This window comes from Chryseobacterium bernardetii (assembly GCF_003815975.1).
GTDB lineage: Bacteria > Bacteroidota > Bacteroidia > Flavobacteriales > Weeksellaceae > Chryseobacterium > Chryseobacterium bernardetii.
On sequence record NZ_CP033932.1, the window covers coordinates 4,369,878 to 4,387,676 of the forward strand.

General features: G+C 35.9%; 16 protein-coding genes. 9 read left to right on the forward strand and 7 right to left on the reverse strand.

The window, feature by feature from the left end; genetic code table 11:
* Positions 1 to 190: 190 nt before the first annotated feature.
* The 4 genes from EG339_RS19950 to EG339_RS19965 all read left to right on the forward strand — a co-directional run bounded on the left by EG339_RS19950 (position 191) and on the right by EG339_RS19965 (position 6,021).
* The gene (locus tag EG339_RS19950) at positions 191 to 2,431 is read left to right on the forward strand and encodes a CocE/NonD family hydrolase (protein WP_123871649.1); all 2,241 of its coding nucleotides are present in this window, start codon (positions 191 to 193) and stop codon (positions 2,429 to 2,431) included.
* A 105-nt stretch (positions 2,432 to 2,536) separates the two neighbouring features.
* Complete coding sequence (locus EG339_RS19955) at positions 2,537 to 4,219, forward strand: APC family permease (RefSeq protein ID WP_123871650.1); 1,683 nt, start codon at positions 2,537 to 2,539, stop codon at positions 4,217 to 4,219.
* A 123-nt stretch (positions 4,220 to 4,342) separates the two neighbouring features.
* Positions 4,343 to 4,678, forward strand: coding sequence for a DUF962 domain-containing protein (locus EG339_RS19960; RefSeq protein ID WP_123871651.1), 336 nt, complete (start codon positions 4,343 to 4,345; stop codon positions 4,676 to 4,678).
* A 383-nt stretch (positions 4,679 to 5,061) separates the two neighbouring features.
* On the forward strand, positions 5,062 to 6,021 hold the full coding sequence (locus EG339_RS19965; protein WP_123871652.1) for an IS110 family RNA-guided transposase: 960 nt from the start codon (positions 5,062 to 5,064) through the stop codon (positions 6,019 to 6,021).
* Positions 6,022 to 6,120: 99 nt separating this feature from the next.
* Here EG339_RS19965 and EG339_RS19970 read toward each other — a convergent pair whose 3' ends face one another.
* From EG339_RS19970 to EG339_RS19980, 4 genes are all read right to left on the reverse strand, one after another.
* On the reverse strand, positions 6,121 to 6,576 hold the full coding sequence (locus tag EG339_RS19970; protein ID WP_123871653.1) for a hypothetical protein: 456 nt from the start codon (positions 6,574 to 6,576) through the stop codon (positions 6,121 to 6,123).
* A gap of 24 nt (positions 6,577 to 6,600) precedes the next feature.
* Positions 6,601 to 7,053: a lipocalin-like domain-containing protein gene (locus EG339_RS19975; protein WP_123871654.1), complete on the reverse strand. Its 453-nt coding sequence runs from the start codon at positions 7,051 to 7,053 to the stop codon at positions 6,601 to 6,603.
* On the reverse strand, positions 7,053 to 7,178 hold the full coding sequence (locus EG339_RS24665; protein WP_262706873.1) for a hypothetical protein: 126 nt from the start codon (positions 7,176 to 7,178) through the stop codon (positions 7,053 to 7,055). The genes EG339_RS19975 and EG339_RS24665 overlap by 1 nt, the downstream gene beginning before the upstream one ends.
* A gap of 361 nt (positions 7,179 to 7,539) precedes the next feature.
* Positions 7,540 to 9,561 carry a DUF3857 domain-containing protein gene (locus tag EG339_RS19980; RefSeq protein WP_123871655.1) on the reverse strand — a complete coding sequence of 674 codons (2,022 nt, stop codon included), beginning with the start codon at positions 9,559 to 9,561 and terminating at the stop codon, positions 7,540 to 7,542.
* 148 nt (positions 9,562 to 9,709) lie between these two features.
* On the opposite strand from EG339_RS19980, the gene EG339_RS24580 reads away from it, so the two are divergent.
* The gene (locus tag EG339_RS24580) at positions 9,710 to 10,324 is read left to right on the forward strand and encodes a DUF4377 domain-containing protein (RefSeq protein WP_228459658.1); all 615 of its coding nucleotides are present in this window, start codon (positions 9,710 to 9,712) and stop codon (positions 10,322 to 10,324) included.
* Between the two features lie 188 nt (positions 10,325 to 10,512).
* Here the strand turns inward: EG339_RS24580 and EG339_RS19995 are convergent, their stop codons facing one another.
* Entirely contained in the window at positions 10,513 to 11,451 is a 939-nt protein-coding gene (locus EG339_RS19995; RefSeq protein ID WP_073300499.1) for an SPFH domain-containing protein, read from the reverse strand.
* Between the two features lie 134 nt (positions 11,452 to 11,585).
* Positions 11,586 to 12,941, reverse strand: a complete 1,356-nt coding sequence (locus EG339_RS20000; protein WP_123872735.1) for a deoxyguanosinetriphosphate triphosphohydrolase — start codon at positions 12,939 to 12,941, stop codon at positions 11,586 to 11,588.
* A gap of 159 nt (positions 12,942 to 13,100) precedes the next feature.
* Here EG339_RS20000 and EG339_RS20005 point away from each other — a divergent pair, with 159 nt between their 5' ends.
* Positions 13,101 to 13,727, forward strand: a complete 627-nt coding sequence (locus EG339_RS20005) for a class I SAM-dependent methyltransferase (protein WP_123871656.1) — start codon at positions 13,101 to 13,103, stop codon at positions 13,725 to 13,727.
* A 204-nt stretch (positions 13,728 to 13,931) separates the two neighbouring features.
* Positions 13,932 to 14,666, forward strand: coding sequence for a DNA-formamidopyrimidine glycosylase family protein (locus EG339_RS20010; RefSeq protein ID WP_123871657.1), 735 nt, complete (start codon positions 13,932 to 13,934; stop codon positions 14,664 to 14,666).
* A gap of 293 nt (positions 14,667 to 14,959) precedes the next feature.
* On the opposite strand, the gene EG339_RS20020 is transcribed toward EG339_RS20010, so the two are convergent.
* Positions 14,960 to 15,295 carry a DMT family transporter gene (locus EG339_RS20020; RefSeq protein WP_123871658.1) on the reverse strand — a complete coding sequence of 112 codons (336 nt, stop codon included), beginning with the start codon at positions 15,293 to 15,295 and terminating at the stop codon, positions 14,960 to 14,962.
* Between the two features lie 975 nt (positions 15,296 to 16,270).
* On the opposite strand from EG339_RS20020, the gene EG339_RS20025 reads away from it, so the two are divergent.
* On the forward strand, positions 16,271 to 16,990 hold the full coding sequence (locus tag EG339_RS20025) for an AAA family ATPase (RefSeq protein WP_123871659.1): 720 nt from the start codon (positions 16,271 to 16,273) through the stop codon (positions 16,988 to 16,990).
* The gene (locus EG339_RS20030; protein WP_123871660.1) at positions 16,987 to 17,733 is read left to right on the forward strand and encodes a YggS family pyridoxal phosphate-dependent enzyme; all 747 of its coding nucleotides are present in this window, start codon (positions 16,987 to 16,989) and stop codon (positions 17,731 to 17,733) included. The genes EG339_RS20025 and EG339_RS20030 overlap by 4 nt, the downstream gene beginning before the upstream one ends.
* The last annotated feature ends 66 nt before the right edge of the window (positions 17,734 to 17,799 follow it).

Here is a 17,799-nt window from a genome sequence, read left to right on the forward strand (position 1 = left end):
GTTTTAACAGATTTAATACTATAAAGCAATAAATTCTCAACAGTAAAAAACATTTCACTATCGCATGATAAAAATTCTTACTTTAGTCTGATAAAAATGTAAACAATTTTAGTAAACAGTTATCAAAAACATATTCTGAACTGATACTTTTTCTACAGCAGCTAAAAACATACCATAAACACCCTACAATATGAAATTTAAGATACTTTTAGCATTAATTTTTGTAAACCTCATGCAGGCGCAAAAATTTTATTTCCCGAAAACGGCAGTCACAGATTCCCTTATTTTGGAAAAGCAAATGCCTGCACTGGCAGTTCAGGTGATCTCTAACCTTCAGACTGTGAAGTATAAGCCCAAAAATGATGCAGATTTTTCGGATACCCTTTTCCGTCTGCAGATGGTAGCTAAAGAATACAAAAAATCCATTGCTACCCTCGCTGAGCATCGTAATCAGTTTGCAGACCATAATATGGCCGGATATAAATCTTTGGGATACGAAGTGTACAGCATGGCCAAATTAACAGAAGAAGCAAAAAAAACCTCTTTTTCAAAAGCACTTCAGGCCGCATTCAATGCAAAATACGAAAGTCTTGATGAACATTTGCTTCCCAGAGTTGGTCTTGCCGTTAATGGTGATGTAAATAATTTCAGAAAGTTATTGAAAAAAGCACTGAATAAACAAAAAGGAAAAGACAGTATAAATTATCCTTCGGCTCTCGCACTATGTAAAGCCTATTTAAATTATAAGACTTACTCCAGCATTCATCCTCAGATCATGCAGTTATTGAAAGTAAAGGACAATGAAAAATTCATCACAGAAACAAAAAATCTTAAAACCAACAATGGAAATACACTAACCATTACCATCATCAGAAAAAAAGAGAATAAATCTCCCCTGCCGGTTATTCTTACCAGTAATATTTATGCAGGAGAAATTGATCATTTTTTTGGAAAAAGAGCGGCTGTTTACAATTATGTGGGTGCGGTAGTCAATACCAGAGGTAAAAGAAACAGTAATGATGAAAACAATCCTTTTGAGCATGAATCGCAGGACCTTTATGAAGTGATAGATTGGGTAAGCAAACAGCCCTGGAGCAACGGCAAAGTAGGGATGATTGGCGGAAGCTATGTAGGATTCAGTCAATGGGCTGCGGTGAAAAATCTGCATCCGGCACTAAAAACCATTGTACCACAGGTTTCTGTAGGTATCGGGATTGATTATCCTGCCCAAAATAATGTATTCATGAGCTATATGCTGCAATGGATACAATATGTCACCAATAATAAGTATACTGATGAGGCAGATTTCAGTAATGCTGCAAAATGGGATTCTATCAATACAGCCTGGTATAAAAGTGGGAAAGCATTCCGGGCACTGGATACCATCAGCGGAAAGCCCAGCAAAATATTCCAGAGATGGCTGGATCATCCGTCTTACGATCAATATTGGCAGAAAATGGTTCCTTATAAAGAAGAGTTTGCCCACATCAATATTCCTATTCTCACTACTACCGGATATTATGACGATGACCAGATCGGAGCCTTATATTATTACAAGGAACATCTTAAATATAATAAAAATGCAGAGCATTACCTTGTAATAGGACCCTATAATCACGGTGGCGCACAAAGCTTTGGATTTACTTATGTGGGAGGTAAACCTATAGATCCGGTGGCCAGAATCAGCATTGATGATCTTGCATTTTCCTGGTTCGATTATATTCTTAAAAATGGTAAAAAACCAGAGATTTTAAAAGATAAAGTTAATTTTCAGGTGATGAATACCAATACATGGAAGCATGTTCCTAATCTGGACGGAATGCACACCTCCACTCTTAAATTTTATCTCAAAGACCGTAAGACCAGTCCCTCAGTATTCAGTAAGCCTGAAAGTATTGAATTTACCAAACAGGTTGTTGATTTCAAAAGCAGAGACGAAAAAGACATTTATTATAAACTAAGCAAAACAGACAGTGCAAAGGTGAATAATCTCATTCATTTTGAGAGTGAAACTTTTGATAAGGATATTATCATCAGCGGAAACCTGTCAGGATTACTTAATGTATCCGTTAATAAAAAAGATATGGATACCGATATATATCTGTATCAGGTACAGCCGGACGGAAAACCTTTTTTATTATCAACCCATACAGCAAGGGCCAGTTATGCAAAAAATAATGAGGTGCGCCAGCTTCTTCAACCGAATAAAATGGAGCAAATTCCCATCAGGCAATCGATTTTTACCAGTAAAAAGGTTGAAAAAGGAAGCAGATTACTTTTATTAGTAGGAATCAGCAAAAATCCGAACTGGCAGCTCAACTACGGAACGGGTAAAGATGTAAGCGATGAAACAATAAAGGATGCAGGGGAACCGATGGTGGTAAAATGGTATAATGACAGCTATGTGGAAATACCTGTTTATAAAGACTAAAGGCTTTTCGTTAAGCATTTTTACCTAAATGTTCTTAACAGCTGTTAACATCAAAAATAAAAAATCATTACATTTGTTTTTTTCAAATCAAATATAGTTTATTGAATGAGTCAACTTTTTAGAAGAAAAGTCTATTCGGATACAGATACTTCAACAGGACTTTTAAGAGTTTTAGGTGTATGGGACATCGTATTTTTTGGGATTGCGGCAATTATAGGAGCAGGGAGTTTCAGCAGTTTGGGAGAAGCCGTTTTCAGAGGTGGCCCGGGTGTTATCCTACTCTATTTGATTTGTGGCTTTGCGTGTGGTTTCACAGCTTTATGCTATGCTGAATTTGCCAGCAGAATTCCTACAGCAGGATCTGCATATACGTATGCTTATGCCAGTTTCGGGGAATTGATTGCCTGGGTTATAGGCTGGGCGCTGATTATGGAATATTCTTTCGGAAATATTTATGTTGCCTTTTCATGGTCTGATTATTTCACCAGCTTTTTAGGACGTCTGGGAATGCATATTCCTGATTATCTTACCTGCAGTTACACAGAAGCCAGCAAAGCAGTACTAAACGGCTCGGAAAATAAAGAATTGATAAATGCCTGGAATACTGCTCCACTGATTGGTAATTTAAAATTTATAGTGGATATTCCTGCTTTGGTTATCAACGGATTAATTACATGGCTTTGCTATGTAGGAGTAAAGGAAAGTAAAAACTTCAATAATTCACTGGTCCTTTTAAAATTAGGAGTTATTTTATTGGTTATCTTAGTAGGTTTCGCTTATATCAATACCGATAACTGGACGCCAATAAGTCCGGTAACGGGATCTCCATCCTTTATGCCTAACGGATTTACAGGGGTTATGAGTGCCGTTTCAGGAGTTTTCTTTGCCTATATTGGTTTTGATGCGTTAAGTGTGCTTTCCGAAGAAACAAAAGATCCTCAAAAGACCCTGCCAAAAGGGATGATTATCTCTCTTGTATTATGTACAGTGATCTACATTGCCCTTACCCTGGTACTCACTGGAATGGTAGATTACAAAAAGTTTGACGGTGTGGGTGACCCGCTTTCATTCATCTTTGAAAAAACAAATGCCAATGTGGCATGGATGGAGCTGGTAGTTTCTTTTGTTGCCATTGTTGCTATTACTACCGTATTACTGGTATTCCAGATGGGGCAGCCAAGAATCTGGTATGCGATGAGCCGTGACGGATTAATGCCGCAGAAATTCCTCAAGATTCATCCAAAATACAAAACTCCATCTTTTGCAACTATAGTTACAGGAATTGTAGTAGGGATTCCTATCTTATTTACGGATAAAACTTTCATCCTTGATTTTACCAGTATCGGAACAATCTTCGCTTTTGTATTGGTATGTGCAGGAGTTTTAGTTCTTCCAGCTAAGGAAAAGATCAAAGGCAGATTCCACCTTCCTTACATCAATGGTAAAATTATTTTCCCTGTTGTTTTTATTGGCGGACTGATTGCTTTCTACTACTGGCAGCCGGAATTCTTCCATACATTGATGAATTGGGGTGATCCTAAAGAAGGAGAATTCAGGGCATCCATTTTCTTCTTTATTATCATCAACCTCATCTTATGTGTGATTGCCTTTATCAAGAATCTTTCTCTTATACCACTAGTAGGATTGAGCTCGTGCTTATACCTTCTTACCGGGATGAGCCATGAGAACTGGTTCTGGTTTGGAATGTGGTTTCTGATTGGTATGTTTATTTACTTTTTTTACGGCTATAAAAACAGTAAGCTTGGAAAGGAGTTAAAAAAGGGCTAAAACAAGATATAAAATATCAAAAAAAGGCAAAATGGCAATATAGTTATTTTGCCTTTTTCTTTTTTTATAAAACCGGCAGAATTATTGCTGTAAATTCAAGGTAAACAATAAACTAATAGCGTTATGTCTGAAAGAATCAAAACATACAGGGAGTTTTATCAGTTCTACCTTACCGAACACAGTAAAACAGGAACCCGGATTTTCCACTTTATTGGTACATTGCTCGTATTTGTTGTGATAGGATATGTTATCAGTTCAGGAAAAGAGAGATTTCTATGGTATATTCCAATTGTGGGATACGGATTTGCCTGGTTTAGCCATGCCGTTATCGAAAGAAATAAGCCTGCTACTTTTAAATATCCGTTGTGGTCATTAATTTCGGACTTTAAGCTTTTCTTTGAATTATTAATTGGAAAGCAGAAATTTAGAGAACCGAATAATCAGATACAGGAACCTTAATATTATTCATGAAATTTCATAATCATTTTACATCACTGCAAAAATCTTATTGTGGCTGAAATAATTATGTTTTTAAGAATATGTTCAAAACATCATTATTTTTTTAACTATTAAGATAATAAGGACATTAAGATTAGTTCCGCTTTAAGCAGTATGATCCCGTTATTATGTCATCCTATGTTTGCAAAATATTAGATTTAACAAACAAAAAGGAAAAGAGAGTAAAGAATAAGGTTATCAATTGTCATTAGTCTCACAGACCGTTCGGAATGCTAATCCCTTTACTCTTTTACTACCAAACCTGAACAGATCATTAGGTAACAAGCCTGTATTTAGGATAGATAGGTAATAGTAGTATTCTCTTTTCCTGTAAAATTATAGGTATGGGTAAAATTATAGGAATTGACATTAGTAAGCAAGTTTTTGATGTAAGCTTTTTGGAAGGGAATCTTTGGAAGCATAAGGTCTTAAGCAATAAATTATTAGGTTTTGAAAAACTGATAACCTTCATTGAAAAAGAAGATATAGTAGTGATGGAAGCTTCAGGTACTTATTATCTTCCTTTAGCAGAATATCTTTATTCACAGGGGATTAATGTAGTGATAGAAAATCCTCTTTCCATCAAACGTTATGCTCAATCAAGACTCAAACGAGCCAAAACGGATAAAGCAGATTCGAAGGTTATTGCTGAATATGGCAAAAAGAATTTGGATGAGCTGAGTTTGTGGAATCCTGAGAGTAAAACGTGCATCAGAATTCGTCAAATGCATACAAGAATCCAAATGATTCAGAAACAAACCAGTCAGACTTATAATCAGTTAGAAGCTTTCAGAAGCAGTGGTTTTCTGGATGAAAAGTTAGAAATAGAAATGAACAATTCCATAGAACAACTTCGACTAGGAAAAGAAATATTGGAATCGGAGATAGAAAGGCTGGCCTTGGAAGAATTTGAACAAACCATTGAATGTCTTACCAGTATTCCCGGAATCGGAATAAAAACAGCTATTATGCTCATTGTGATTACAGATAATTTTAAAAAGTTCGAACATCATAAGCAACTCATTGCTTTTGTAGGATTCAGTCCTCGGATTTATGAAAGCGGAAGCAGTGTGAGAGGACGCTCAAGTATTTGTAAGATGGGTAAATCTCAGATCAGAAAGCTATTGTATCTATGCAGCTGGTCAGCCAAACGCTGGAATAAAAAATGTAAAGAAATGTATGAAAGACTTATCACAAAAGGAAAAGCAGAAAGAGTGGCAAAGATAGCTCTTGCCAATAAACTCTTAAAACAAGCATTTGCTATCGGAAAGAATAAAGAAAAATATAGAGAAGATTTTTGTTAAATAATTTGCTTTTTAACACAGATCATTCTGAGTATAACAGAGGTTCCTCTTTCGCCTGAATGATAAACACCTCTCGCTCAAAACTCAAATTCTTTTTCTTCAGGAGATTGATTTTTTCATGGTGATTACTTTCCCTATCCAATATCCTAAAGAAGGAAGAATAAAGGATAATATAACAGGTAATACAAGTGCAAAACCGCTTCTATCCAGCGTTACAATTAAAGGGAATAAATAGCCGTTGTATATAATTAAAGCCAGCGTAAAAATAAAACTGTCACCACTACTGGTTGAAAGAATATTAAAATTATTCCCAAACTGATCAAACAGCCCAGACATTACAAAGAACAAAACATTGATAAAAAACATCCAAAGAGCAGACCTGTACGTTTTGTTTTGTCTTGCACCAAGGTATCCTGCCAAGATTAAAAGAAGCGACATAAGTGCAGAAACAAAATAATCTGTAAGGGTAACATCTGTCTCACTTCCGCCTTTTCCAAAGAAATAAATAGCATATACCAATACATTCAGAAGATAGATAACAGTCACGTAATTCATAAGGACAAAAGTTTAGTATTATAATCAGTACTGCCTTTCAAGTACATCATAGTGAATGGTATCTGATATTTTTTCCATTTCCGGATCTTTATCATGAAGCGGTACAGGAATATAGCTTGAGAAAGTTATTGTTTTGTCTTTATTTAAGGTTACGGCCACCTCTTCCAGGATATTTTTCTCATCTGCATAAAACTGAATCCTGTTATCTACAATCTTCCAGAAAGAAAGTCTCGGTTCTGAAGGCCTACAGTTTCCTACTTCTCCTTCTATATAGTTATACACTGCAAAACCATCTTCCCTGATAGCATAATTCCTCATTAATCTGCAGTTATCGAAATCTTTAACAACTTTCTTTTTTCCTTCATAAAATCCGGATTCTTTTAACTTCCAGAATCCTACAACATCTTCTTTTTTAAGATTTTGCGCATTCACCAAAGAGGTAAAAGCTAAAGCAGAAAAAAACGTTAATCTCTTCATTATTTTTTCTTTTTAATCTTAGGGCTTTTAGGAGCTTTATCCTTGTCTTCTCCCACTTCAATAAGTCCCATAGACATCATATAGGCCGGATCACCATGTTTCTCCCCCTCCTTTCCAGGCTTCAAAAGCTTTTTCACGAAGTCCTAAAACATGGAAAAGTTCTATCAGTTCCAGATGGGTTTCAGCTTTTCCCCTTTAATTTTTTCAAGGTCATCAAAAAACCGGGAGTATACTCCATCATCTTTAGCTCAAAAGCATTGAGACAAGCTTTAGCCAGGCCCTGGCTACAAAAGTCTTCACTAATTCTGATATAATCATTAGTATTTGAAATCGGCTTCCTGAGCCAACATACTGCCGCTTATAAAAACAGCAGAAATGAATACGAATAATTTTTTCATCAATTAAACTTTCCTTTTCTTTATCTTTCTAATATAGTGAGGTTTCTGGCGGGCGGCTTCGCCGCCCCGCCAGAAACCCAGCATTCATCTACTTAAATCTTTTCTTAAAACTGAACTTAAGCCTGTTCATCAGACCGGGTTCTATAATATCAATTCCCAGTCCGAAATTACTGTCAGCCACCGTATGGTGATGTGCTCTGAACTGCTCAAACTCATCTTGTGGAATTTCAATATTCACTAAAGGATTGTATTCTATGTAAACGCTTGCTCCGTTTTTAGATACCTTCTTACGGCTTTTGAAATCAAAATAAGGGTTATTTATAGTACTTTCCTGCACCGTATATTTTTCTTCGGTATCAATTTTCTGATCTGTGTACAGGTTAATTTCATACTTCTCGCTGTCGTAATTATGCCAGAAAGGCAAATCTTTGTGCATAAAATCTCTGGCTCCCGCCTTCACAATATTCCTGTCGAAATACATCAGGAAGCGGTTTTTCTGCGGATCTACATAATAAGGATTTTCAATTGTTGCAGTATACTGGATCTTTACTTCATTGAATTTTTTATCATCACTTACCACATCTATCGCGGCATCCTTGAAAATATTCCTTACATCTGTCCCGTTTCTGTCATTGGAATAATTCAGAGCATAAAAAAGGAAGCTGTTCCAGCTGTCTATGATCTCTCTTTTATTGGTAACCTTAAAATAACGTCTCATTGCATTGGCCCGGTTGCCCTTGTAAACCGTTTCCAGATTCAGTTTACCAGTTGTTCCCTGTACATTGACATTTACTTTCTCATCAATACAGTAATAGGGATATTTAAAAGATTTTCTTACCTGAAGTTTCTGATCTTTTTTTACTTCCAGGTAATGCATGAAATACATAAAACCTCTGTTTTCTATCAATCCGAATTCATCACGGATTGTGGCATCTACAAAATATTCCTGTCCTTTATAATTGATTTTTACTACCGCATGATTAAAACTTAATAAGGATGGCAGATAATATTTAATATAATAATCTGTATTAAAATTCACCAATATTACAGAAGCCTCTACTCCAATATAATCAAGAATAACCTTTAGCAAAACAGATTTCGCCTTACAGTCTCCCTGTTTATTTTCATAGGTTAAAGAAGGTTCCTGAGGCTTATGACCGTTCATTTCATCGGCATTATAAGTATAATAGATATGATTCTGAACATATTCTATAGCAAACTGCAGTTTTTCATCCTGATTACTGATAGCATCAAGCTTTTCAACAAGATTGGATGCAAAATCTTTTAAAGAAGCTTTATTGAAAATTTCGTCATAAATAGGAACAATATAATTGGACAAATCTTTCCAGTTACTGTCTGTAGCGAAATCTATATAAGGAAAAATCTCACGCCCGGAATCTACAGGGTTGATATAATTATGCTCTTCAATAACAAATTGTTCTCCTTTTTTTAAATAATTCACCTCCGGCTCCAGAACATTTCCCTGTTCATCTCTAAAATAAGTTTTTTTATAGGCAATGGTCTGTTCACGTTCGTTGATGAATGTAAATTTAAAATTCCCATAGGCCCAATAATTATCGGGACTTACCCATACATATTTTGAGAATTCCTTTCTGAGGAAGTCACGATCGGTAAATACTTTCACTCTTGAATCTTCCAGCACAAGTACATCATACAGTCTCAGATCTTTAATGGTAATATTAATCTTTTTATTGCTGCTCAGTACTCCGCCGCCGCTCTGGTTTTCACTGTCCAGTACTTTAATCTTAGTATCAGGGATCTTATCAATCAGTACACCATCCCTTACCACACTTATCCTGTGAATCTGATATACTTCATTTTCTTCCACAATAATATCAGAAGCAGAAGCTCTTTCCAGATTCCCCGGCTCATTTAATGTATAGGCCATGCAGGCGTATTCACTGTTCTCCGTATTGCTAGTATAATATTTTTTGTCTAAAAAGTAACAGTAGTCTCTGCCTTCACTGGTTTGTTTCTTGGCAAATTCAGAGTCCTTGATTCTGTCTATAATTTCCTGGTCTCCAATATTTCCCGCCCACTCTTCAGGCTGCTGAATCTTATAGTTTTCCACTTGAATTTGATTATCCATATTTTATATTGATGTATTATGTTCTTGGTCTCATTGATTGAGAACCTCAAATTAAATGATTAAAAAACTAAAAAACAATAGAAGAACTGCGACAATTCAAGAAAATTCCGGCATGGTAATTGCCAGGTAAGGTTTTAAAATCAAGTTTATGAAAAGTATAGCAACAATTCTAAAAGGGGTAGCACCCGCATTAGCATTATTCGCAATGACGCAGTGTACAACAACAGCTGGAGTATCCGCCGGAGATGAAAAAACATTCATCGTAGGACCACAAACAGCAGACTGTACAGGAGTAGCTCCTATGAAATGTTTGCAGGTAAAAGAAAAAGCTTCAGAAGACTGGACAAATTTTTACACAAACATTGAAGGATTTACTTATGAACCAGGGTATGAATATGTTTTAAAGGTAAAAACAGAAAAAATTGCTAACCCGCCGGCAGATGCTTCTTCCATTAAATATACGTTGATAAAGCAGGTTTCCAAAACAAAAAAAGAGGTTACAGCAGCTGGTGAAAAAACGCTTATCATAGGAGCACAAACCGTAGACTGTTCTGCAGGAGCAGGGCGTATGAAGTGTCTACAGGTAAAGGAAAAAGCTTCTGAAAACTGGAGTAATTTCTACAGCAATATTGAAGGATTTACTTACGAACCGGGTTACGAATATGTTTTAAAAGTAAAGACAGAGAAAATTGCTAATCCGCCGGCAGATGCTTCTTCAATAAAATATACATTGGTAGAGCAGGTTTCCAAGACCAAGAGATAAAAATAAAATAGCTTCAGAAATTTCTGAAGCTATTTTATTTTATGGCAGGAAGAAAATGGAAGTTATAGCAGCCCGTAAAATTATCTTTAGCTTGCATAGATGTAAGTTTAAATACATCTCTAAAAAATTTTCATTGCTTCTCTCGAAGGCCAGAACTTTCCTTTTCCACTTTCTGACTTCCTTTCGTCTTAATATCCCGATTCTTTTTGCGGTGGTTCAGGGTACTTTCCTTTTGTAGCTTCTCCAACTGTATTGGCTGTAGTCATGGCAACCACAAGATCATTCAGCATTCCGCTTGCTGCGGTAGGTGAATTAGGCAGAAGTACAAGGTTACTTCTGTTACTTGCTCCTACGGAGTGTAATGTATCATAATGCTGAGTGACAACAATTAAAGCAGATGCCTCATGCGAATTGATGTCTACATTATTCAGCATTCTTACGGATTCTTCAAGTCCCTTTGCTATTTCTCTTCTTTGGTCGGCAATCCCCTGCCCTTGTAGTTTTTTAGATTCTGCTTCAGCTTTTGCAACAGCTACAATTCTGATTCTTTGCGCTTCAGATTCATATTCTGCAGCCGTTTTTTCCCTTTCTGCAGCATTAATCCTGTTCATGGCATGTTTTACCTGCTCATCCGGATCAATATCTGTTACCAATGCTTTGATAATATCATATCCGTAACTGTTCATCGCTTCCTGAAGCTCACTTTTTACGGCTACGGCAATATCATCTTTTCTTACGAAAACATCATCCAGCTTCAGCTTAGGAACTTCGGCACGAACAACGTCAAATACAAAAGAAGTAATCTGGTTTTCAGGATTTTCAAGTCTGTAATATGCATCTCCTACCTGATTTCTGATAACCTGGTACTGAACGGAGATCTTCATCTTGATGAATACGTTATCCAGTGTTTTGGTATCAATCATTACATCCAGCTGCTGGATTCTGAGGTTTAACCTTTTTGCAATCTGATCTATAATAGGAAGTTTAAGATGAAGCCCCGAATGTTTTACCGCCTGGAATTTTCCAAAACGTTCAATGATTGCTGCCGTCTCCTGTTTAACCACAAAAAACGATGCAAATAAAATAATAAGCCCGAAAATAATGACGGGTGCCAGAAAAATACCCATAGTTTAGTTTTTAAATATTGATTTTTATAAAGATAGAAATAATATTTAAAACAGGGAAGATTATAGAGAAGCAAGCCGGAAGCGGGAATTTATTGAAGAGTAGCATTCTTTCTTCCAGCTTCCAGCTTTAAGGGTTATACTGTCATCCCGATATCAATTCCTTTAATTTTTCTATAAAGGTCTGTAGCATAATTATCTGTCATTCCGGAAACAAAATCTATAATTCCCAAAACTTTCTGGTAATCTGTTCCGTTTTCGTAAACAAACTGCCTTGGAAGTAATTTCAGGGCTTTTTTATCATAAGATTTTCTCTCATCCTCCGGCTTCAGAATAGATGGGATAAAATGATCCAGTAATTCATACATTACATTATAACCGGCATTTTCAATCTCCACAACGGCTTTATGGTTGTAAATTTTTTCGATAGAGAAAGATTCTATATCCTGTAATGCGCTGTTTTCTGATTTATAAATATCCAGAAGGCCTTTATCAAGATTTCCCTGAAGAATAGTTGCAAAATTATGTTTGTAGATTTCTAGGGATTTGTTAATTAAGGCATTAATTGCTTTCGCCCTTAAATAAGAAATCTTTTCATTCTCGTTGGAAATGGAAACCAGTTTATTTTTTACCTTATTAACATCATCGCTTTCTGATTTTACCAGTTCAAAGAAAAGGTTTTCACAATCAGCAGTAGATACGATTCCCAATCTATGGGCATCTTCCATATCAATAATATTATAGCAGATATCATCAGCAGCTTCTACCAGCCATACAAAAGGGTGCCTTTTGAAGATATGCGGTTCTTCACATTCTGAAATAAGTTGGGTACCTTTGGCGATTTCAAGGAAAATATCTTTTTCATTCTGGAAAAAACCGAACTTTTTACGGTGAATGATTCCTTTTTTCTTAGCTACGGCTTCGCACGGGTATTTTGCAATACTCGCCAAGGTAGAAAAGGTAAGCTGAATTCCGCCGGCATCTTTTCCCTGCTGTTGCTGGGCCAGCACCCTGATGGCATTAGCGTTCCCTTCAAAATTAACCAGATCTGCCCATTCTTTTTCGTTGAACTTAGTTTTCAGGTCTTTTTCGTTTCTTTCGAAATAACTTGCAATAGCATCTTCTCCTGAATGTCCGAAAGCAGGATTTCCCACATCATGACAAAGACATGCCGCAGCAATTACGTTTCCTAAATTATACAGATAAAAATTCTTTGAATCTTCAGTGAGTTCATTTTTATAGTCCTCAGCAATAAATTCACCAATAATGCTTCCTAAGCTTCTTCCCACAGAGGATACTTCCAGGGAATGCGTAAGCCTGTTGTGCACAAAAACACTTCCGGGAAGCGGAAAAACCTGGGTCTTATTTTGCAGTCTTCTGAATGCAGAAGAGAAGATAATTCTGTCAAAATCCCTTTGAAAATCAGTTCTTGAAGCCTTAGTATTTGGATTATTTCCTGTACGCTGATTGGTGAAAATCTGGTTTAAATTCATCATTTTTCAAAATTACTCCAAATTTTAATTTTATGGAATAGTATTTACATATTTATTAAGCAGACATAATCATTCAAAAAATCTATTGCTATTACAGTTTTTTACTTTGGTTAATACCCGTAAAAACATCTTACATTTGATACTGTTAAAACTATTAAAATGAAAGACAGCACATGGCTTGATAAGTGGAACGAAAGATATACCCACGAAGAATTTGTATATGGAACTGCGCCCAATAACTATTTGGAAGAACAGCTAAAAAAATTAAATCCGGGCACAATTCTGTTTCCTGCTGACGGTGAAGGTAGAAATTCTGTTTACGCAGCATTACAAGGCTGGGAAGCTTACTCTTTTGATATCAGCGAACAGGGTAAATACAAGTCTTTGCAGCTTGCAGAACAGAACGGGGTAACAATTGATTATAAAGTGGGTGAATTGCAGACATTGAGCTATCACGAACAGCAGTTTGATGTCATTGCCCTTATTTATGCCCATTTTCCGGGGGACATTAAATCATCCATCCATCAAATGCTGGATCAGTACCTTCGCAAGGGCGGGTTTATAATTTTTGAAGCTTTCAGTAAAAAGCATCTTGATTATGTCACAAAGAATGAAAAGGTTGGCGGGCCAAAGGACATTGAATCTTTATTTTCTATAGAAGAAATTAAAGCAGATTTCCCCGGCTATTCCATCATAGAGCTTCAGGAAACTGAAATTGAACTTCGGGAAGGTCTATTTCACAACGGAACAGGTTCTGTGATCCGTTTCGTGGGACAGAAGCAATAGTAGGCCACGTTGTCATTCTGTGAGAATCTATATTTTTACAGTATTGAGCTTCCTGCAGAATGACAATTGGAGTGAATTGACCCAGCTTTACTCATATGAAAATACTCCTGAATTTTTGAAAAATCCAGGTTTTTATTTCTGTTTCAAATCTTTTCAGGTTCCTAGAGCGGAATAATATTTGAACGTTTATTGAAAAATAACGTTATGCCTGAAGGTCCATCTATAATTTTAATGAAAGAAAGCCTGCAGAAGTTTGTTGGTCATAAAGTAACAGACGCATCAGGTAATGCAAAATTTGATAAGGAAATATATATTGGCCAAACACTTCGTGAGATCCGCACCTTTGGAAAGCAGACTTATCTGGTTTTTGACAAAACAGCCATCCGTATTCATTTACTGATGTTTGGTTCTTACAGTATTGATGAACAGACAAAACCTGATAAAAGTTTACGTTTAGCTCTTTTTTTCTCGAATGAAGCCTTATATTTTTATACCTGTTCCGTAAAGCCGGTTGAATTGGAATTACTGTCTGCTATTGACTGGGAAGCAGATGTTATGAGCGATATTTGGAACCCCAAAAAAGCAGAAAACAAACTGAAATCTAATCCCAAAATGATGGTTTGTGATGCTTTAATGAATCAGGATATATTTTCCGGAGTAGGAAATATCATCAAAAATGAGGTTCTTTTCAGAATTGGTGTACAACCGGAAAGCCTAACAGGAAATTTACCTGCTAAAAAACGAAAGGAACTTATTGCAGAAGCCAGAAATTACAGTTTCGAATTCCTGGAATGGAAAAGGGAATTTGTACTAAAGAAGCACTGGCTGGTACATACCAAATCCATCTGCCCTATTTGTGGACAAAAGCTCATTAAGAAAAAAACAGGAATTGGGAAAAGAAGAAGTTTTTATTGTGAAAAGGACCAGAAAATTTATTGAAATCCTCTATCTTGAAAGCGTAGCGGATATAAATTTCGGCTCAGGCCGGATGTATGCATCTAGTCTGCCCCTAAAAGTCCGCCCGCATATTTTGTAAAAAACTCAGCTTTATACACTTTCCCTATCGGAATTTCAGCTTCCTCAATATATATATTATGATTATCAAATGAATCTATATAATCGCATTCACTACATATGATTTACTTACCCCGATAAAATTCTCTCCTGAAACTATACAGAGACTAAAATGAGCAAAGAATGAAAATTGATAAAGGATAATAATACCACCAATATTAATGGGTTCCCATTTTTGAAAATACATTAATTACAATCACTCCGATAATAATCAGAGCAATTCCTATGATAGCCGGCAGATCCGGAACCTGTTTGAATGCCACAATCCCGATTATCGTGATGAAAACAATCCCTACTCCGGACCAGATAGCATATGTAATCCCAACAGGGATCTGACGAAGGCTCAGACTTAAAAAATAAAAAGCACACGCATATCCTACTATGGTAACAACAGAGGGCCACAGCTTAGAAAACTCTTCTGATTTTTTCAGAAAGGTAGTGGCTATGATTTCGAATATTATAGCCAAAGCCAAAAAAAGATAACTGCGTCCCATAAAGTATATATTTATACAAAAATAACAAAACCTGTTCCCTGTACCCAAAAAAGTTCCTTCCACAGCCTCTGTTTTCGTTTTTCATCCAATGAAACTTACAAGAAGAAGATGGAGTTCCTGCTATGACACAAGAAGCATGTCATAAATCTGACAACTGACAAAAAAATTCAACGCAAAAATCCCCGATAAAAATAAATTTTCTTAACATAGGAATTACTTTCTGCCTTAAATTTTCCATTACTACATATCATTTTACTGCAGTATTATGCTGAGCATTGTTTATTGTTTGTTTTATCAAGTCCAATATATAAGTCTGTAAACGGTTAACATTTTTACATTTTTTTAAAGACAGAACAATAAATATATTAATAAATTCGCAATAATACATTAACAAAATGTAAACAAAAAATCACTTAAAAATTAAATAAAACATTCATAACACACTGATATACATCATAGTGATTTGCTTTGGCACGTGATTTGAAAGCTGTAATATTGCAATTGAAAGATTAATAAAAAAAAGTCAAATAATTAAAAATAATACAAAATGATAACTTACATCGGTATCGCAACATGTTTAGTAGTATTCTCATCATATTTCATGACAGTAAGAAGAGAAAGAAACTAATCATTAAATCAAAAAGCCTATAGCAAAACTATACTAATTATATTGTTTTATGTTTTTACTCTGAGAAAATCAGACTGCTCTTTTACCAACAGGGTAAAAGGGCCTAAAAACATAGCAAAAAGATCTTAGTTTCATAACAAATTTTAATATCCAAATGATAAATCCGGACATGTGTGTCCGGATTTGTTTTTTGTTGTAAAAATAACATTTAAATTACTCCTGAAAACATTACTCATAATTAATTACTGTTTCCTTCTCTGGCCTAGCTGTTTATTCGCATTCAGGATGCTTAACATCATTTTATAAAGCCTTATCTTTGTTAGATTCAAGAACCATTAATAGTCATCATGAATCTGTACAACCTCATTATTCAAGATAAAGAACAGGTAAGCCTTAACGATGTATTTCTCAATAAAGACAGCAAAGATCAGCTTATACAGCTTATCAAAGAACACACATACAGTAAGGAACTTCAGGAATATGGGCTTCCGGTGAATCATAAGATTCTTCTTCAGGGAAGTTCAGGATGCGGAAAGACTATGACTGCAAAGGCCATTGCCAATGCTCTTGGAAAAAACATCATCATTTTAAATTTAAGCAATATTGTTTCTTCCAGAATTGGGGAAACCTCCCAGAATATTAAGATGATTTTTGATAAAGCAGCAAGAGAAAGATCGGTACTTTTTCTTGATGAACTGGATCAGATCGGGAAAGCAAGAGGCAGTGATGATAAGGATGTAGGTGAAATGAGAAGACTGGTGAATACTTTGCTTCAGCTTATTGATTATTACCCTGAAAATGCTCTTTTACTGTGTGCTACCAATCATCCGGAGATCATTGATACTGCCCTGCTAAGACGTTTCCAGCTTAGGATCAATTATGAAATGCCTTCTGCTGAATTTCTGGATAATTTCTACGACACACTGCTCAGCCAATTTCCGGAGGATATGAGAACTATTGAAAGGAAATATTCCATTTCCTTTGCAGAGGCTAAAGACCATGCGTTAACAGCCGTAAAAACAGCATTAATTCAAAAACTGGAAGCCAGAGAAACTACCCAATTATGAAAGAAGACATCCTTCACAACCTGAAAGACATCAGTAGACGGATTCAGAATGCCTGTGAAAAAGCAGGAAGAAATCCTGAAGAAGTTAAGCTTTTATTAGCTACCAAAACTGTTTCTGCAGAACGTATTAAGATCGCTCTGGAAAACGGGCAAACTTTGATCGCAGAAAATAAAGTTCAGGAGCTGAAGGAGAAATATGAAGACCTGAAGAACACACCTCATGAAAGCCATTTTATAGGTCATCTTCAGACAAATAAAGTTAAAGATATCCTGAAATATGATGTTACCTGTGTTCAGTCACTGGATCGTTTAGAGTTGGCAGAAAAATTACATCAAAGACTTTCAGCAGAAAACAAAACTCTTGAAGTCTTACTTCAGGTAAATACGTCTAATGAGGAAAGCAAATTCGGTGTATCTCCAAATGATGCCATAGAATTAACCCGAAAAGTTTCCGAATTCTCAACATTAAAAATAAAAGGTTTAATGACTATCGGCCTGTTCAGTGCAGAGACCGAAAAGGTGAGATCCTGTTTTAAAATCCTGAAAAATATTCAGCAGGACATTATCCGTGAAAATATTCCCGGTGTAGAAATGAAAGAGCTTTCCATGGGCATGAGCGGAGACCTTGAAACCGCTATTGAAGAAGGTGCCACCATTGTACGTGTTGGAACTGCTGTATTTGGTGCAAGAATCTACCCAGACAGCTATTACTGGGACGAAGGTAACAACAATAAGGAGGAATAATTATTTAAACGGGCAATAAAACTACTTTTATAAGTCTACAATATCGGTATACTTTTTGATTATAAA